This is a genomic window from Solihabitans fulvus (genome assembly GCF_008386585.1).
In the GTDB taxonomy this organism is placed as follows: domain Bacteria; phylum Actinomycetota; class Actinomycetes; order Mycobacteriales; family Pseudonocardiaceae; genus Solihabitans; species Solihabitans fulvus.
In genome coordinates, this window is the sequence record NZ_VUOB01000053.1 from 36,380 (window position 1) to 53,807 (window position 17,428).

Genomic DNA, 17,428 nt, shown 5'->3' on the forward strand with positions numbered 1-17,428 from the left:
TCCGCTCGTTCATCAGAGACCAGCCTTTCCACGCGTCAGTCGGGCGCTCGCGGCGCGCAACCCCGTTGCCAGTTCGGACTCGTCCACGGTGCGCAGCTCGCCGTCGGACACCACGGTTCGCCCGCCGACCAGCAGCCGCGCGAGCGGCGGGGTCGGGCCGAGCACCAGCGCCGCGACCGGGTCGGCGATGCCGGCGTGCGCGAGGCCGTCCAGCCGCCAGACCGCGAGGTCGGCGAGCTTGCCCGGTTCGATCGAGCCGATCTCGGCCTCCCGGCCGAGGCAGCGCGCGCCGCCGACGGTGCCGAGCCACAGGGCCTGCCGCGCGGTCAACGCCTTGGGGCCGCCGCGTTGCCGAGCCTGCAACAGCGACTGGTGCAGCTCCTCGACCATGCCGCAGGACTCGTTGGACGCGGCGCCGTCCACGCCGAGCCCGACGGGCGCGCCGGCGTCCAGCAGGTCGCGCACCGGGGCGATGCCGGAGCCGAGCCGCCCGTTGGAGGTGGGGCAGTGCGCGGCGCCGGTCCTGGTGGCGCCCAACAGTTTCACGGCGTCGGGCACCAGGTGCACGGTGTGCGCGAGCCAGACGTCGTCGCCGAGCCAACCCAGCTGCTCGGCGTACTCCGTCGGCGTGCAACCGAACTCGGCGAGGCACTGCTCCTCCTCGTCGAGCGTCTCGGCGAGGTGGGTGTGCAGTCGGACGCCGGTCCGCCTGGCCAGCTCGGCCGCGCCGGTCATCAGCTCCCGGCTGACCGAGAACGGCGAGCAGGGCCCGACCGCGACGCGGATCCGCGCGTTGGGCGACGAGTCGTGGTAGCGGTGGATGGCCTGCTCGGTGGCCAGCAGCGCGGTCTCGGTGTCCTCGACCAGGTTGTCCGGCGGCAGCCCGCCTGCCGAGCGGCCCCGGTCCATGGAGCCGCGCACGGCGTGCAGCCGAAGGCCGGTCCGGTGCGCGGCCGAGACGACCGCGTCGAGCTGGTCGCCGCCGTCGGCCGGGAACACGTAGTGGTGGTCCGCCGCCGTCGTGCAGCCGGTCCTGGCCAGCCAGCCGAGGCCGGCGGCCGCGGCGGCGTGGGTGATCTCGGCGTCCAGCCTGTCCCAGACCGGATACAGCTCCACCAGCCACTCGAACAGCGTGCCGTCCTGGGCGAAACCCCTGGTGGCCCACTGGTACAGGTGATGGTGGGTGTTCACGAGTCCCGGCGTGACCAGGCAGCCCGTGCCGTCGATCCGGGTGTGCGGCCCGACGGACTCGGGCGCGGGACCCGCGCCGACGGCGGTGATCAGGTCACCGTCGACGACGACGTGCCCCGTCGCGTGCTCGGTGCCGTGCTGGTCGACGGTCGCGATCGCGGCCCCGTCGATCACCAGGCGGTTCGGTGCGGTCATCGTGCCTCCGCGCCGCTGGCCTGGCGGGTCGCGGCCAGCCGAACCGCGTCCAGGATCTTCTCGTAACCCGTGCAGCGGCACAGGTTTCCCGCCAGCGCCTCGCGGATCTCCGGGTCGCTCGGCTCGGGCACCCGACGCAGCAGGTCGTGCGCCGCGACCACCAGGCCGGGGGTGCAGAAGCCGCACTGCACCGCGCCCGCCTCCACGAACGACCGCTGCACGGGGTCAAGGTCGTCGCCGGCGGCCAGGCCCTCGACGGTGCGCACCTCGCGCCCCTGGCACTGCCCAGCGGCGACCAGGCAGGCGCACACCGGCACGTCGTCGAGGTAGACCGTGCAGGAGCCGCACTCGCCCTGCTCGCAGGCGTTCTTCGAACCGGGCAACCCGAGCCGCTCGCGCAGCATGTACAGCAGGCTCTCGCCCTCCCAGACGTCGTCGGCCTGGCGCTGGTCGCCGTTGATCGTGACGTTCACGCGCATGACTGGCTCCTCGTCTCGCCCGTTCCGCAGTAGTCCTGCCATGCCCAACCCAGCGTCCGCCTGGCCAGCACGGCCAACGCGTGCCGCCGATAGGCCGCGGTGCCCCGCACGTCGTCGATCGGGCTGGCCGCCTCGGCGGCCAACTCGCCGAACCGTCGCCTCACCGAGTCCAGCAGCGGTTTAGGCGATTCCCACAACCCGGCGTCGGACAGCTCGCCCGCCAGGAACTCCTCGGCGGCCAGCGCGCGCCGGGGCGTCGGCGCGGCCGACCCGACCGCCGCGCCGACCCTGCCCTGCTCGGGGTGCAGGGCGACGGCGAAGGAGCACACCGCGATGACCATCGCGTTGCGGGTGCCGACCTTCGAGAACTGTTGCGGCGCGGCGGCAGGCGCGAGGTGCACCGCCGCGATCAGCTCGTCGGGTTCCAGAGCGTTGCGCTTGACGCCGAGGTAGAACTCGGCGGCCGGGATCATCCTGGTGCCGCGCACCGAGGCCACCTCGACCTGCGCGTCGCAGGCGAGCAGGACCGGGTGCGTGTCGCCGGCCGGCGACGCGGCGCCGAGGTTGCCGCCGACGGTGCCGCGGTTGCGGATCTGCGGCGAGCCAACGGTTCGCGACGCCATGGCGAGGCCGGGCAGCCGGTCGCCGAGCTCGTCGATGATCCGGACGTAGGGCACGCCCGCGCCGACCCGCAGCAGGTTCTCCGATGGAGCCCATTCGGTCAGCTCGGCGATCCTGGTCAGGTCGAGCAGCGCCGTGGGCCTGCGGTGGTCGAAGTTCAGCTCCACCATCACGTCGGTGCCACCCGCGATCGGCACCACCTCGGGCCGCTCGGCCTTGATGGCCAGCGCCTCGGCGAAGGTGGAGGGGATCAGAAAGTCCATTGTGGACGCTCCTAGCTGCCGCGGTAGGTGGAGTAGGCGAACGGGGACAGCAGCAACGGGACGTGGTGGTGCTCGGCGGGGTCGGCGACCAGGAACGTCACCACGACCTCGGGGTAGAACGTCGGCGTGCCGGCGGACGCGTGGTAGGCGCCGGTGTCGAAGACCAGCCGGTGCACCCCGGCGGCGAGCTCGCCGTCCGCCACCCAGTCGCTGAGCCTGCCGTCGATCCCCGTGTGTCCGGCGGCCACCAGCCGAGGGCCGGACTCCTCGACCCGCTCCAGCCGGACGGCGAGCCCGACGGCCGGTCGGCCGAGCGCGGCGTCGAGCACGTGCGTGGAGATGCTCATGGGCTCACCACCTTCGCCGGCTGAGCGGCGCGAGGGCCGCCCGCCCGGTACACCTGGGTTCGTCGGTCACAGGCCGTTCTCCTCCATGTTGCTCCGGATTGGTTGCGCCGTCGCGGCCGCGTTGTTTCCGCCGTTGTGGTGTGAGCCAGTACACAGAGCAGGCACGGTGTGGAGCTAGGGCGCGGAAGCATGAATCAGGTCTGCCTACGGACCGTCATTTTGTGTTTTCCTACAAACCCCATCGGGTGACTTCGGGTCCCCTGGGGTGAGCGGTACGGGAGGTCGCGATGCTGCGAGTGCGGACGTTGCTGGAGATGTCGGAGCTCCGCCTGGTGCTGCGCGCCGGCGACGACCTGCTCGACCGGCCCGTGACCAGGATCTATGGCACCGAGCTGCCCAATCCGAGGCGCTACCTGTCCGGCGGCGAGCTGGTGCTCAGCGGGCTGCTGTGGCGGGACGGCCCCGAGGACACCGAGCCGTTCGTCGCCGCCCTGGCCGACGCCGGGGTCGCGGCGCTGGCGGCCAGCGAGACCGACGCCAGGACGATCCCGGAGGACCTGATCGAGGCGTGCCGGCGGCACCGGGTGCCCCTGCTGGAGGTGCCGGTCGACCTGTCCTTCGCCACGATCACCGAGCGGGTCGTGTCCGAGATGGCCGCCGAACGGATCGGCGACGCAGGCTCGGTGCTCGGCCGTCACCGCAGGTTGCTCAGCGTGGTCGCCGAGGGCGGCGGCCTCCAGGCCCTGCTCGCGGCAGGCGCCGTCGAGCTGGGCGCGCGCTGCTGGGTGCTGTCCACCACCGGACGGGTGGTGGCCGGCGTCGGCGACGATCCCCCGGTGGAGCAGCGCGCCGGCCTCGTGCGGGAGTTCCTCGTCGCCGACCGGCTGCCGCGCCAGGTGCGCAGAGCCGGCTCGACCCGGATGACGCTGCTGCCGGTCACCGAGCGCGCCGGCGGCCGGCTGACCAGCTGGTTCCTGGTGGTCGCCGACGAAGGGGAGCAGCAGGACGCCGGCCTCGACGAGGTCGCCGCCGAGCTGGCCAGCCTGATCGGGCTGGAGCGGTCGCGGGTGTCGCAGAGCCGGCAGATCGAGAACCGGGCCGCCGGGCCGCTGTTCCGGCTGGTGCTGTCCGGGGCGGGGGGCCCGGTGGAGATCTCCTCCCGGATCGCCGCCTCCGGGCTCGACGTGGACGAGCCGCTGCGGGTGCTGGCCGCCTCAGCCTCCGACCAGCGCCCCGCGTTCACCTCGGCGGTGCTGGAGGAGCTGCTCGCGCACGTGGCGCCGCAGTCGCTGGTCAGCATCGTCGGCGAGGAGGTCTACGCGTTGGTGCCCGCCGGGCGGCACTGGTCGCCGACCAGCGCCGACGACGTGCGGACGGCGCTGCGGACGCTGGAGCCGGGGCTCGGGTCGACCAGGGTGCTGCTCGGCATCAGCTCGCCGGCGCCGGCCGCCGGGCTGCGCGGGGCGGTCGAGGAGGCCAGCCACGCCAGGCGCCTCGGCGAGCGGCGGCCCGGCCGAACCTGCGTCGTTGCCGGCGAGGAGATCGCCCTGCACCAGCTCCTGCTGGCGACGCTGCCGGAGGAGCTGCGCCGGTCGCTGCGCCGCCGCCTGCTCGGGCCGGTGCTGGACTACGACGCGGAACATGGCTCGGACCTGGTCGGCACGCTGCGGGTGTTCCTGGCCTGCTCCGGCTCGTGGACGGCCGCCGCCGCCAAGCTGCACGTGCACGTCAACACCCTGCGGTACCGGGTGCGGCGGGTGGAGGAGCTGCTGGAGGTCGACCTGGCCAGCTTCCCGGAGCGCGTGGACCTCTACCTCGCGCTGGAGTCCGGCGCCTGACACTTCGTCCTGGCGGCCAACAACAGGACCCGGCGCGAGTCAGCCGGCCACGACCCGCCGCGCGGCCGCCCGACGGGCATACACCAGGTGCGCGATAGCCTCGGCGGCCAACACCGCGACCGCCGCGACCGGCGGCAGCACGCCGTGCAGCGCGATGACCGCCAGCGGCACCGCGACACCGGGCGCGGCCCACACCGCGACCTCGCGCGCCGGCCGTCGATAGCGCAACGCGATCACCGCGTGGGTGGCGTGATAGGCGGCCTGCCCGCCGGCCAGCGCCCAGACCGCGCCGAGCGGCAGGTGCCCGTGGGAGGCGTCGTCGACCGCCGTGCCGAGGCCGGCGGCGAGCACGATGATCGAGGCCACCGCGAAGAAGTGCAGAAACGCCACCACATCACGGATGAGCGCGAACGAGGATCGCCCGTGCGAGGCCGACAGGGCCCGCTCGACCGACGACGAGCCGAAGTCGAAGTAGGACCACCACAGCGCGGCGAGCAGGACGAACCCGAGCAGCGCGACCATTGCGGCGGCCGGCGACCAGGCGTGGTCCACGGCCGTGACGAGGCTGATCACCGACTCGCCGAGCACGATGATGACGAAGAGCCCGACCCGTTCCACGAGATGGGTGATGTCGAACCTGGCGAACAACAAGGTGTCACCCGCGAGGAGCACCAGCCCGATCTCCACCAGCAACGCCAGCGCCCACAGCGCGAACCGCCACGGCGACGGCACGATCGCGGACACGGCCCACAGCAGCCCACTGAGCAAGCAGTAGGTCAGTGGCCGCCACCGAGCCACCGGCGTGCCAGCCGAGCGAGTAGCCGGCCACCACAACAGAAACAGGACCACCCGAGTTCCGGCGAACCCCAGCGCGTACACGGGCGCGCGCCCGGCCAACCCCTCGGGAATCGCCACGCTGATCGCGGCAAGGGCCAACATCCCGGCGAGCATCAGCACCCTGGCCCTGACCCCGTCGTTGTCGAAGAGGTTGCTGTACACCGTGATGTTGATCCACGCCCACCAGGCGGGGAAGAACAGACACAGGAACGCGACGAAAGCACCAGGCCCCGGATCGCCGTGCAGCTGGTGCGACAGCTGGGCCGCCGCCGCGACGAAGACGAGGTCGAAGAACAGCTCCAACCAACTCGCGTGCCTACCGTCGTGCGATTCGCCCGCCAGTGCGCTGGACTCGGTCATCCCGGCATCCTGCCGCGCTCTACTCCGAGTGGCCCACTGGTGTGGCGAGGAAAGCTGAATATCACACGCATGCATGAATGAATGAGGCCTCGTTGTCTGAAAGAATCGACATGATCTCTGTGTCGAGATGCAGTGCGGCCGTACTGCGTGGCGCTGCTCGGCACTCATGGTCGAAGGCCGGAGTCGGGGGATGACGTGGGCGCGGAAGGGCGCGATGGTGAGGAGCGCCGAGGCCCTTCAAACGAGTTCACTGTGGACAATCAGATCTTCGGCGCGGCGGAAGGGTCTGTGTTCCAGGCGGGGGTGATACACGGAGATGTGTATCTGCCGAGCGCCAAGCCGCGACCGCCGGTTCCCGCGCAGTTACCACCACCGCCACGCCATTTCGCCAGCCGGAGTCGGGAACTTGCCGAACTGACCGAGCTCGTCGACGACCAGCGGCCATCGCTCGTGGTGCTCAGCGGCGCTGGCGGTGTCGGCAAGACAACCCTCGCCCTGCGCTGGCTGCACGACGTGCGCGCCAGGTTCCCGGACGGTCAGCTGTATGTCGACCTCGGTGCGTTCGCACCCACCGGGCCGGTTGAACCCGCGGAGGTCCTGGCCTGGTTCCTGGTGGCGCTCGGAGTGCCGGCTGAGCAGGTGCCGATCGGTCTGGCCCAGCGCCAGGCCCTGTTTCGCTCGCTCACGACCGAACGGTCCATCGTCATCCTGCTGGACAACGCCGTGTCGGCCGCGCAGGTTCGACCGCTGTTGCCGAACGCGTCCCGCAGTGCGGCCGTAGTGACCAGTCGCTGGCGGTTGACCGGCCTGGCCATGGACGGCGCGAGCATCGTCGAGGTGGATCCCATGGATCCCGCCGCCTCCATGGAGATGCTGCGGCAGGTCGTCGGCAATCGTCGACTGGACGCCGAACACGAGGCCGCGCAGCGACTCGCGAGCTTATGCGGTGGCCTGCCGATCGCGCTGTCCGTGGTGGGCGCGCGGTTGTCGGCAAGACCACGGCGTTTGCTGTCCACCGAGGTCGGTGATCTTTCCGGACGTGATCGGCTCGCGAACCTCGCCATCCGGGACGAGTCGTCGGTGGAAGGAATCTTCGACGTGTCGTATGCGAGACTTTCGCCGGCGCAGGCTCGGATCTATCGACTCTGCGCGCTGCATCCCGGTGCCGAGTTCGACCTCGACGTTGCGGTCGCTGTGGTGGCCGGCCCGGCCGACGACGTGGCGGGCGCGTTCGACGCGTTGGTCGAGGCGAACCTTCTGATGGAGACCGCCGACCGCCGTTTCAGGTATCACGATCTGCTGCGACTGCACGCTCGTCACCTCGCCGAGCAGATCGACGGCCCGGCCGCGTGCGCCGAGGTCGTGGTCCGAACGGTCGAGTGGTATCTGGACATGACGGCGGCCGCCGAGATGACCCTCCGCCCTTCTCGTCGGCGGGTCGGTCCACGCTTCCGTCCGGTGTCCGGCCGGCCCGTCCTGTTCGCCACCGTCGCCGACGCACTTGGTTGGCTGGAGAGCGAGCGAGACAACCTCACTGCCGCCGTGCGCGCGGCAGCAGGCCAGGACCGGCCCGATCTGGTGTGGCAGTTCTGCGAGGCGATGTGGGGGTTCTTCCTACACACCAGGCACTACACAACCTGGCTGGCCCTGCACGAGCAGGGCGTGTCTGCGGCGGTGCACGTCGGTGATCGGCTCGCCGAGGCCCAGCTTCGATTCCAGGTGGCATTCGCCCTGCGAAGCCTTGGCCAGCACGCCGAGGCCATGGAACAGAGCACCCTTTCGCTGCGGTTGGCCGAACAGGAACAGGACGGCTACGCGACGGCGGTCGCATTGCTGGAGCTCGCGAACTCGTTGCAGGAGACCGGATCTCTGACCGCCGCACTCGCCAACCTGGTGCGGGCGGAGGAGATTCACGAGGCCGCCGGTAACACCAGAGCGGTCGCGTTGTGCCGGCGCCGCGTCGGCGAGGTGCTTGCCGAACTGGGCCGTGTCCGCGACGCGATCGAACAGCTGACCTCGGCTGCCGCCGTCATGGCCGCCGTCGGTGACAGGACCGGTCAGGCCAGGGCACTTCGATCGGTCGGTGTGGTGCTCCTGCGAGCGGGGCGACCGGTCGACGCACTCGCCCCGCTCGAAGAGGCGCTGAGCCTGGCCGAGGACGTGGGCACGCCCTACTACCTGGCGGAGGTGGTCGCGGTTCTTGGTGAGGTGGCGGAACAGCGGGGCGATCTGGCCACGGCGCGCGAACAGTACGCCCGTGCCGCGAATCTCTACGCCGAAATGGATGAGCCCAAGGCGAAGGAGTTGCGATCACGGTTGGCGCGGCTCGCCCGAGCGCCATCCGACGGCGCGGACGACGTCGAGGACTGAGGACCGTGGCAGCAGTCGGAGGTCGCCGCCGTCCAGCAGCCACAGGTAGCCGGCGGTCGCGCAGTTCCGCATGGCGGCGCCGGCTCGCGGTTCGCGGATCACGCACTCGCCTTCCCTGCCCCGTACGAGGTAGCCCACGCCGCCTATTCGGACCACGACCACGTCGCACGAGATGAGTCGCCCGAGAGCCTCCTGCGCGACCGTGCCCGCGTGCACGAGGTCGACCTGACGCGGCGCGGCGATCACGTCGCCGCAGCTGTGCCAACAGGAGCGGGCGATGTCGATGCGCACCAGCAGGAAGCTGGCGAGGGAGCCGCTGTCCTCGCGCCAGGTGATCCGTTCGACGCCGCCGTCCACCCAGTGGGCGGCGAGGGAGACGATGGACTGTTCTGTCGCGGTCATCGTCAGCCTCCTGGCTGAATCGGCCGGGGAAGCGGAACAGGGGACACCGGAACGGGCCACACGGGCTCGGTCAGGTTGAGCAGTTGGTACATCGCCTTGCGCAGAATCCCGGCTGCCCGCCCAGGTCGCGCGGTGAGCAGGTCGATGATTCCCGCGTGTCGATCGGGAGATCCTGCCAGTGCCGCACCAAGTTGCGGAAGAAGCGGTGCGCTGTGGTCGACCCGTGGTGTGCTGCGCGCGAGGATGTCGGCGGGGCCGCCGTCGCGGACCTGGTCGCGCGGATGGGCCGCGAGCAGGACCGGCACTCCGACAGCGGCGGCGTACTGCGTCGTGGAGCCGTGGTCGCCGACCACCAGGTCGCTGGAGATCATCGTTGCCCGCCAGCCCTCCTCCGGAGGCAGCACCAGCAGTCCGTCCCGCATGCAGTGACTCAGCCAGGCCAACACTTGCCTGCGGCCGTGCACGGCCCAGATGTTCGGGTGCAGCACGGCGGCCACCCGATAGTCCGTCCTGGGCAGTTCGTCCAGCAGCCTGTGGTACAGGCCGAGGCACAGGCCGAACGTCGAGTCCGTCGACCAGGTCGAGCTGACCGTGACAAGTCGCTGCCCCTCGGCGAGGCCGAGCGTCGCACGGTAGCGATCACGCAGCGGCACGCTCGCCGTCATCCGGTCAAGGCAGATGTCCCCGGCCACAAGTCCGGTGTGCGCGGCCTCGGGGCAGGACGTGTTCAGCACGTCGAGCTCATCTGGGTGGGTCAACACCGTGACGGCGGGCAACACTCTTCCCCGGTGGGTAAGGGTTTCCCTGCTCAGGCCATGGTGGGCGGTTCCACCGGGTCCGGCACTGCGACTGCCTCGCTTGTTGCCGAGCTTGCTCGCGCCGTGGGCGGTCAGCAGGACAGGACCTCGCACCTGGTCGAGATCGTTGTAGGCGGCGGCGAGCACGAGGTCGAAGCGGTGCTGGGTGACCTGCTGCCATGGCGCGACCAGACCTCCCTGGGCGCGCACGAACTCGTCCGTCCCGTGCCAGCAGCCTGCGGTTCCGGTGGGGCTGAAGATCACCTGCACTCGGTGGTCGGCTTCCAGCAGCGGTACGAGATCCATCAACCGGGTGCCGGCCACCAGATGTGGCACCATCACCAGGACGGTCCGCAGGCCAGGCCTGCTCACTCTCAGGTCGGCGTCAAGGCCGAACGGTCCGCGTATCCATTGTTCCGGGTGCATGCCTGCCTCCCACCGGCCTGCCCGAGGGCCTTCCCCGTGTTCGCCGGACTAGGGCAACCGTGGCGGCCGGCATGGGACAGGTTGCTGACGGTGAGCGGGACGATCCACAGAAGGCACTGGTAGGACGCGTGTGCGGCGTCCTCGGACGGGCAACGCGGGACCTGGGAGCCGATCACCGCGGGGACGTATCGGTCGGCCCTTCCTCGGTTTCGCCGAACGATCTGTCAGAACGAGGTCAGTCCGGGGACAAACGAACGGTGCTTCCCGGTTCGGCCACGTGGACGACGGAAGGTCACGCAGGGAATGCGCACTGTGACGGATTGCTGGATTGTCCCGGGGCGGCGGAGCACACTCGACGGGTCGGGGAGTGGTGACCAGCGAGGGGTGGCGCTGGTGGAGACCAGATTCAGGATATTGGGACCGACCCAATGGAAGGTCGGCGGACGGTTCGACGATCACGGGATGCAGCCCAAGCCACGCGGCATGCTGACCGTTTTGCTGCTGAACGCGGGGAAATGGGTGCCCGTCGACGATCTGATCGACTGGATGTGGTCCGAGGACGATCCGTCGCCGAAGCAACCGCGCGGGACGCTGCACACCTATGCGAAGCGGATCCGAGGGGCGCTCCAGTTCATGGGCCGCCCCCCGATGCTGCACAGCAAGGGCGGCGCGTACCGGTTCGACGTCGACCCAGAACTGGTGGACTACCACGCGTTTCGGGCACTGCACCACGAGGCGAGGTCCGCGGCCGCGCGGCGGGATCACCGCCGCACCTGCGAACTCATGAAGGCCGCGTTCGAGCTGTGGCAGGACCGGCCGCTGGCCGACCTCGCCACCGCGCGGGCACACCGTTGGCGTCGGACGGTCGAGGAGGAGTTGTGGCTACCGGCGCACGGGCTGCTGTTCGGCGCACAACTCGCACTCGGTCAGTACGACGAGGTGCTTGAGGGCATCACCGACCTGCCGCCAGAACGGCAGGACGGCCTGCGGCTGGTCGAGTTGCGGCTGGAGGCCATGCATCGGCTGCGCCGCCACGATGACGCTGTCGAGTACTTCCTCCGTCAGCACAAGAGGTTCCGCACGGAACTGGACCAGCCGGCGGCGGATGAGCTGCGGCGCTTCCACGAAGGGTTGACCAGGGGGCGCGTCGCCGCGAGCGGGGACGACCTCCAGTGGCCGGCACCCCGCCTGCTGCCGCACGACATCGCGGATCTCACCGGTCGTGAGGTGCTGCTGAAGGAACTCGACGCGGCGGCGCTCGACGGCGATGGCCAACCCCGCGCGATGATCCTCGCGCTGGAAGGCACCGCTGGGGTCGGCAAGACCGCGCTGGCCGTGCACTGGGCGCATCGCATGGCCGACCGCTTCCCCGACGGCATGCTGTACGTCGACCTCAGCGGGTTCGCCAAAAGCCCCCTCGTGGAGCCGTCGGAGGTGGTGGACCGGTTCCTTGCCGCGCTGGAGTTTCCCGCCGAGCTGGTCGCCACCGCGGCTGGTCGTGCGAACAGACTGCGCAGGCTGCTGGACGGCCGGCGGATGCTGGTGCTCCTGGACAACGCGAAGAACTCCGAGCATGTCGAACGTCTGTTTCCCCTGTTCTCGACGTGCCTGGTCGTCGTCACCAGCCGACAGCGACTCGCGACGTTGAGCTCGCGTCACGGGGCGCGGGGATTTGCGGTGGATCGCCTGACGCACGAGCAGTCGCAGCACTGGCTGACACACCGGATCGGCAGGGGATCCACTCACGACCCGACTGCGCTGGGCGCGCTCACCCGCCTGTGCGGCGGCCTGCCGCTGGCGCTCAACCTGGTTGCCGATCGAGCGAGGTCGAAACCAGGTCTCCGCCTGACGCAACTGGTTGACAGCCTGAAAGAGCGCTCGGCGCTGCTGGACATGGGAGACGAGGGCGGTGGCCAGGACACTCGACTGCGCGCCGTGTTCGAGACCTCCTATGAGGCCCTGGGCGTTGCGGAGCAACGGCTGTTCCGGCTGTTGGGGCTGCATCCAGGACCAGACGCCAGCCTCACTGCGGTCAGCGCCCTGACCGGTAGCCCCGCCCGGCGAACCAGCTTGGCGCTGGAACGCTTGTTCGATGCACACCTGGTCGAACAGTCCGATTCGCCGGACCGATATCGGATGCACAACCTGATCGCCGACTATGCGGCGGAACTCGTCGAGGACGACGCGGAACGGTTGGTCGCCACCCGGCGGATGGTGAGCTTCTACGTGCACACCGCGCACCACGCCGACCGCGCGGTCTTCCCGCAGAACGACGGAGTGCCCGTTCCACCCGTGAGCGATGGCGTCGAACCACTGGACTTCGTCGACGACGAATCGGCTATGAGCTGGTGCATGCGTGAGAGATCCATCATCACTGCCGTAGCGCTTCTCGCCGAGGAGCTCGATCTGCACGAACACGCGGCCGCGTTGCCGCTGGCGAGTGGCCAGATTCTGAAGCGGTACGGGTGCTACGACGACGTGCTCACCGGCCTTGCCGTCGCAGTCCGGGCAACGCGTGCATCCGGGGACGTCGAGATGTCGGCCCATGTGCAGGCCAACCTCGGCTACTGCTACCTCGATCTGCACGAATACGACAAGGCTGAGGAGAACTTCCACCGCGCGTACGAGACTCTGGTCCAGATCGGCCGACGGGACCGCGCGGACGTCGTGCTCTACAACATGGCTGAGTTGCACATTCGTCGACGAGAGCACTCCACTGCGGTCACGTTGTGCCAGCAGGCTCTGGAGCTGGCGCGGAGCAACGGCGACGAGGCGATGGAGGCAAGGGTCCTGCACCGCCTCGGCGAGGCCAGGCGGCGTCAGGGGCGGCACGACGAGGCCCTGAGCTATCTCAACCAGGCGCTCATGCTCTGGGGAAAGATCGATCACTCCGCCGGAGCGGGGCTCACGCTGACCGAGCTGGGCTGCCTGTACCAGGATCGCGGCGACGCATTCGGAGCGATGGGGTACTGCCATCAGGCCGCCACTGTTCACCAGCGCAATCATGATCTCGTGCCGCAGGGCCAGACGTACATTGTGCTTGCCGCGGTGCACCGGGACACCAAGGACTTCGACGCCGCCATGTCGTACGCGGAACAGGCTGTCGAGTTGTGCCGCCGTGGCAAGGACCGGCAGCAGGAGGCGGCCGCGCTCGACGTGTTGGCACGGCTGCGCAAGGACGCGGGTGCGCCACAGGAGGCGCGCGAGCTGTGGGAGCGGGCGCTGGAGCTGTACCGCGATCTCGGCAACCCGTTGGCAGCTGGCGTTGCCGCCGATCTGAACGAGCTGGGGGAGCCGATTGTCCCCGAGGCGCGCGACAGCGCCGTCCGGCCGCTCTCCCCGGAGGAAGCCGGACTGTCGACCGGGCACTTCGGCCCTCCGCAGAGCCTTGGTGACCAGCACGACTGATCGCCCAACAGCGCTCTTGTGCCGTTGAGCGCGCTCTACTGTGCGTTGGTCGAATCACCAGATCCACTTCGGCGGTACGGCCCTACCATCAACCAGTCGATTGACTGTTGCGTCGTCCAGGTGTGCCTCGTGCTCCGTACGTGTGTCACCTGAATGGCCGTACAGCACTCGATGGTGCGCCCCGTGATGGAGGGGTCACCTGACCTGGATAGATTCCACCCGACCGAAACTTTGACGGATGGAGAACGCAGTGCGGCGAGCAGTCGCGAACTGTCTGCTGGGTGTCATGGTCCCTGGAATCATGATGCTGGGAGGCGGGGTCAGTAATGCGGATGAGTCCACCCACCTGACCTCGTCTCCCGCTACCTCCCAGCACGACGCCACTCCGGAGTCGCTTCGATGGTGCTGACCTAGACACCCGGGGTGTTCAGCGTGCCCGGCCCACTGGTATTGGGCCGGGCACGCCGCTGTCCGGGGACAGCTCACTGCTCAACCGACCTTGTAGTGCCGACGTGTTGTCATGTTCCGCTCTCTCATGCGCTGTGTGCAGCCTGCCCCCACTGGGCTGTCGAAACAAGGCGGAGCAATGGAATCAAGTATCACCACCCCAACCGGTGAATGTGACGACGGCAGCCGGACAGCCATGGCACGGCGGAGTTGTTCGGGTGAGGCACAAGGCGTCGACTCATGTCGGCAGCTGCCATTGCTGGTTCGAATTGCCGGTGCAGTCCCAGATGATCAGGCGCGTGCCGTCCGCCGAGCTGCCGCCGCTGGCGTCCAGGCACTTGCCGTACGCGCGCAGGGTGCCGTCGGGTTGCGCGCTCCACTGCTGGGCGTTGGTTCCGTTGCAGGAGTACAGCTGCACCTGCGTGCCCGAGGCGCTGGAGCCGTTGGTGACATCCATGCACTTGCCCAGCGCTCGCAGGGTTCCGTCGCCGGTGGTGGTCCACTGCTGGGCCGGTGTGCCGTTGCAGGTGTAGAGCTGGACCGCCGTGGTGTCCGCCGAGTTGCCGCCGGCGACGTCGACGCACTTGCCGCCGATGCCGGTGATGGGGCCCGTCGCGGTCGCCGAGGGGGTGTAGGCGATGGTGGTTGCCTGACGGGTTGGCAGCGCGGTGGTGCGCACGGTGAGCACTCGGGTCGCCGCGTCGTAGGTCCAGTCGGGGGTCGCGGCGCCGTTGACCGTGACGGTGGACGGGGGCGCGGCGTTGCGGAAGCGGGCGGTCCAGGTGCGGGCGGACACCGCGCCGGCATAGGTGCCGTGCATCGCGTCGATGGAGAGTTGGCGCGTGCCAGCGGATTCCGCGTAGGCGAGGCCGGTGGTGGCGGACTGCCCCGCCTGGTAGGCGTTGCCTTCGCCGGCATCCTCGTAGAGGGTCGAGCTGCCGTTGCCGCCAGCGGCCACGTCCAGCGTGACCTGGGTCAGCGGGCTCTGCGTGGTGTGGTCGACGTAGTCGGTCCTGGTCGGGACGATGCCGCCGGAACGGACGAACACCGGCATGGTGGACAGGTCCGTGGTCACCGTCTGCGTGCTCGGGCCGGTGTAGCTGCGGCCGGTGAAGTAGTCCGTCCAGGTGCCGGGCGGGAACCAGACACTGGTCTGGACGCCCGAGGTTCCCGGCGTGGTCACGGGCGCGACCAGCACGTCGTCGCCGTAGAGGTACTGCTGGGCCGCGCTGTACGCCTCGCTGTACTCGGGGTAGTTCAGGTACATCGCCCGCGCCATGGGGAGGCCGGTGTCGCGGGACTGTTTGGCCAGCGAGTACGTGTAGGGCACGAGGGATTCCCGCAGGCGCAGGAACTTCTCGGCGGACGCCTCGGCGGCCTGGCCGTAGTCCCACGGCAACCGGTCGCCGTGGTTGGAGTGCAGGCGCAGCACCGGTTGGAACGCGCCGAACTGCACCCAGCGCGCGTACAGGTCGTCGGCGGGGTGCTGGCCGTTGAAGCCGCCGATGTCGTGGCTGACGTAGGGCAGACCGATGGCGCCCTCGCCGGTGGTGAAGGACGGCTCGAACCCGAGCACGTTCCAGTTCGAGGTCGTGTCGCCGGTGAAGTGCAGGCTGTAGCGGTGTTCCGCCCACGGGCCGGACGGGAACGACGACGAGCCGCTGTAGCTTTGTAGCCCGCTGCCGATGCGGGAGAAGGCGAAGCCCCGCAGCCCGCGCGCGTCGGTCTCCTTGGTGTACTGGGAGTTGATCCACGTGTCCGGCGTGACACCCGACGCGCTGACGTGGCTGCTGTCGCAGCACCAATCCAGCCACCACTGGCGGACGCCCTGGTTCTCGAACGGCTTGTGCAGGTCGAAGTACGCCTTGAGCTGCGCGGGATCGCTCCAGTCGAAGACGTGACAGTGGTTGGTGCCGACGTCGCCGACGCAGTTGCCGGCCGCCAGCGCGCCGCCCGAGGTGGCCTGTGCCGCCGCGTACTGGGTGTCGTTCTCGGCGATGCTGGAGTGCACGTTCAGCGAGACCTGGAGTCCCTGCTGCTTGGTCCAGTTCAGGAACGCCTGCGGGTCGGGGAACAGCGCCGGGTTCCACTCCCAGCCGTCCCAGGTGTTGGGGGACTTGAAGTCCGTGTCCACCACGAGCGTGTCGAGCGGGGTCTGGTGCGAGCGGAACGCCGGCAGCAACGTGTTCTGGTAGTCCGTTGTGGTGTAAGGGAAGTAGCGCGAATACCAGACGCCGAAGGCCCATTCGGGCAGCAGGACGGCAGGGCCGGTCAGGTCGTGCAGGTCCCGGAGCCCCTGCCGGTAGTCGTGGCCGTACCCGAAGAAGTAGCCGTCCTGGTACGGGCCGCTTCGGCTCGGCCGCTGGGTGATGGTCTGGTCCGCGTTGAGGAGCGCGGTCTGGCTGTCGTCCACGAGGTGCCAGCCGTCCCTGGACAGCAGGCCGTCGGCCGTCGGCGCGGGGCCGGACTGGCCGTCAAGGGATCGCCGCCAGCCGCCGAGCGCGGCCGAGGGCGGCGCGGTCGGGGGAGTGGGGTAGCCGGCTCCGACGGCGGTCACCGCGATGCTGTCGACGTTGACGTTGCAGGAGTCGCCGGTGCCGCAGGCGATCGAGACGGGATCGGTGCCGGCGGCGAGGTGCACGGTGGTGCTGGCGACCGCCCAGGTGTCCCAGTTGGCGGTGGTCGGCAGGCTGACCCTGCTGGTGGTGCCGTTCGCCGTCAGGCTGACCGTCCTGGTGGTGTTCTGCCCGTCGCCGCCGGTGCTGTTGGCGTAGCGGAAGCTGACGGCGTAGTCGCCTGCGGCCGGGATTCCGGTGGTAGACCAGGAGATCTGCGCGCCGGCTCCGGTGAAGCCCGCGACGAACCCGGCGCCCGTGTAGTTGGCGTGGTCGGTGGCGAGCGCGGCACCACCGGTGAGTCCGAGGTTCTCGGCCTCGCAGCCGGCCCCGTAGGCGCACAGCGGCACGGTCGGCCAGGACGGGCGCGCGGTGACGGCGGTGCCGCCCGCGACGAGGTCGACGGCGAGGTTCTGCTGCGTGAACGGCCCGGAACCCTGCACGTACCGCAGGGTGAGCTTCGGGGTCCGGATCACCCGGACGCCGTTCTGCACGGTGGTGGTGTAGTCGGTGTCCTGCATGGCCCGGTCGACGGCGTTGAAGGTGGGCCGGTCCTCGAAGCGGCCGTCGGCGGCGTACTCGACGCGGACCAGGGTCGGCGAGAGGACCTCGAAGCGGGCCGATCCGTCGATCACGGCCGACGGGGTGGCGGCGTCGGCGGCGTGGCCTGGCGCGAGGACGACGACGCCGGCCAGGAGGGTGAGGGCGCTGATCCATCCGGAGGTGCGGGAGCGAAGTGTCATCTGTACTCCACGATGCGTGCTCGAACGTGCGCGATAGGCGGCCGTTTTGAGCTGTGATGCGCATCACGTGTACAGATGATGATGGGGCC

The 17,428-nt window shown here is 69.8% G+C and carries 11 protein-coding genes; 3 read left to right on the forward strand and 8 right to left on the reverse strand.

Annotated elements, in window-relative coordinates:
- Positions 1-12 precede the first annotated feature (12 nt).
- The 4 genes from F0L68_RS26915 to uraH are packed head-to-tail and all read right to left on the reverse strand — an operon-like array spanning position 13 to position 3,096.
- Positions 13-1,386: an 8-oxoguanine deaminase gene (locus tag F0L68_RS26915; protein ID WP_149852610.1), complete on the reverse strand. Its 1,374-nt coding sequence runs from the start codon at positions 1,384-1,386 to the stop codon at positions 13-15.
- Positions 1,383-1,865, reverse strand: coding sequence for a (2Fe-2S)-binding protein (locus F0L68_RS26920; protein WP_149852611.1), 483 nt, complete (start codon positions 1,863-1,865; stop codon positions 1,383-1,385). The genes F0L68_RS26915 and F0L68_RS26920 overlap by 4 nt, the downstream gene beginning before the upstream one ends.
- Complete coding sequence (locus F0L68_RS26925; RefSeq protein WP_149852612.1) at positions 1,856-2,749, reverse strand: FAD binding domain-containing protein; 894 nt, start codon at positions 2,747-2,749, stop codon at positions 1,856-1,858. Before F0L68_RS26925 ends, F0L68_RS26920 begins: the two co-directional genes overlap by 10 nt.
- A gap of 11 nt (positions 2,750-2,760) precedes the next feature.
- Positions 2,761-3,096: a hydroxyisourate hydrolase gene (uraH, locus tag F0L68_RS26930; protein WP_149852613.1), complete on the reverse strand. Its 336-nt coding sequence runs from the start codon at positions 3,094-3,096 to the stop codon at positions 2,761-2,763.
- A gap of 287 nt (positions 3,097-3,383) precedes the next feature.
- Between uraH and F0L68_RS26935 the strand changes: the two genes are divergently transcribed.
- Complete coding sequence (locus tag F0L68_RS26935; RefSeq protein WP_149852614.1) at positions 3,384-4,934, forward strand: PucR family transcriptional regulator; 1,551 nt, start codon at positions 3,384-3,386, stop codon at positions 4,932-4,934.
- A 39-nt stretch (positions 4,935-4,973) separates the two neighbouring features.
- On the opposite strand, the gene F0L68_RS26940 is transcribed toward F0L68_RS26935, so the two are convergent.
- Positions 4,974-6,131 carry a low temperature requirement protein A gene (locus F0L68_RS26940; RefSeq protein WP_188316854.1) on the reverse strand — a complete coding sequence of 386 codons (1,158 nt, stop codon included), beginning with the start codon at positions 6,129-6,131 and terminating at the stop codon, positions 4,974-4,976.
- Between the two features lie 147 nt (positions 6,132-6,278).
- On the opposite strand from F0L68_RS26940, the gene F0L68_RS26945 reads away from it, so the two are divergent.
- Complete coding sequence (locus F0L68_RS26945) at positions 6,279-8,501, forward strand: tetratricopeptide repeat protein (RefSeq protein WP_188316855.1); 2,223 nt, start codon at positions 6,279-6,281, stop codon at positions 8,499-8,501.
- On the opposite strand, the gene F0L68_RS26950 is transcribed toward F0L68_RS26945, so the two are convergent.
- Positions 8,442-8,903 (reverse strand): hypothetical protein, encoded by a 462-nt coding sequence (locus tag F0L68_RS26950; protein ID WP_149852617.1) that lies wholly within the window; start codon positions 8,901-8,903, stop codon positions 8,442-8,444. The two genes, F0L68_RS26945 and F0L68_RS26950, sit on opposite strands and share 60 nt — an antisense overlap.
- A 2-nt stretch (positions 8,904-8,905) precedes the next feature.
- The gene (locus F0L68_RS26955; RefSeq protein WP_149852618.1) at positions 8,906-10,126 is read right to left on the reverse strand and encodes a hypothetical protein; all 1,221 of its coding nucleotides are present in this window, start codon (positions 10,124-10,126) and stop codon (positions 8,906-8,908) included.
- A 303-nt stretch (positions 10,127-10,429) separates the two neighbouring features.
- Between F0L68_RS26955 and F0L68_RS26960 the strand changes: the two genes are divergently transcribed.
- Positions 10,430-13,534 (forward strand): AfsR/SARP family transcriptional regulator, encoded by a 3,105-nt coding sequence (locus F0L68_RS26960; RefSeq protein WP_149852619.1) that lies wholly within the window; start codon positions 10,430-10,432, stop codon positions 13,532-13,534.
- A 685-nt stretch (positions 13,535-14,219) separates the two neighbouring features.
- Here the strand turns inward: F0L68_RS26960 and F0L68_RS26965 are convergent.
- Complete coding sequence (locus F0L68_RS26965; RefSeq protein ID WP_149852620.1) at positions 14,220-17,339, reverse strand: TIM-barrel domain-containing protein; 3,120 nt, start codon at positions 17,337-17,339, stop codon at positions 14,220-14,222.
- Between the last annotated feature and the right edge of the window lie 89 nt (positions 17,340-17,428).

Coding starts and splice junctions, on each gene's coding strand:
- F0L68_RS26915 (WP_149852610.1), bottom strand. CDS start 1,386: ATGACCGCACCGAACCGCCTGGTGATCGACGGGGCCGCGATCGCGACC.
- F0L68_RS26920 (WP_149852611.1), bottom strand. CDS start 1,865: ATGCGCGTGAACGTCACGATCAACGGCGACCAGCGCCAGGCCGACGAC.
- F0L68_RS26925 (WP_149852612.1), bottom strand. CDS start 2,749: ATGGACTTTCTGATCCCCTCCACCTTCGCCGAGGCGCTGGCCATCAAG.
- uraH (WP_149852613.1), bottom strand. CDS start 3,096: ATGAGCATCTCCACGCACGTGCTCGACGCCGCGCTCGGCCGACCGGCC.
- F0L68_RS26935 (WP_149852614.1), top strand. CDS start 3,384: ATGCTGCGAGTGCGGACGTTGCTGGAGATGTCGGAGCTCCGCCTGGTG.
- F0L68_RS26940 (WP_188316854.1), bottom strand. CDS start 6,131: ATGACCGAGTCCAGCGCACTGGCGGGCGAATCGCACGACGGTAGGCAC.
- F0L68_RS26950 (WP_149852617.1), bottom strand. CDS start 8,903: ATGACCGCGACAGAACAGTCCATCGTCTCCCTCGCCGCCCACTGGGTG.
- F0L68_RS26955 (WP_149852618.1), bottom strand. CDS start 10,126: ATGCACCCGGAACAATGGATACGCGGACCGTTCGGCCTTGACGCCGAC.
- F0L68_RS26960 (WP_149852619.1), top strand. CDS start 10,430: ATGCGCACTGTGACGGATTGCTGGATTGTCCCGGGGCGGCGGAGCACA.
- F0L68_RS26965 (WP_149852620.1), bottom strand. CDS start 17,339: ATGACACTTCGCTCCCGCACCTCCGGATGGATCAGCGCCCTCACCCTC.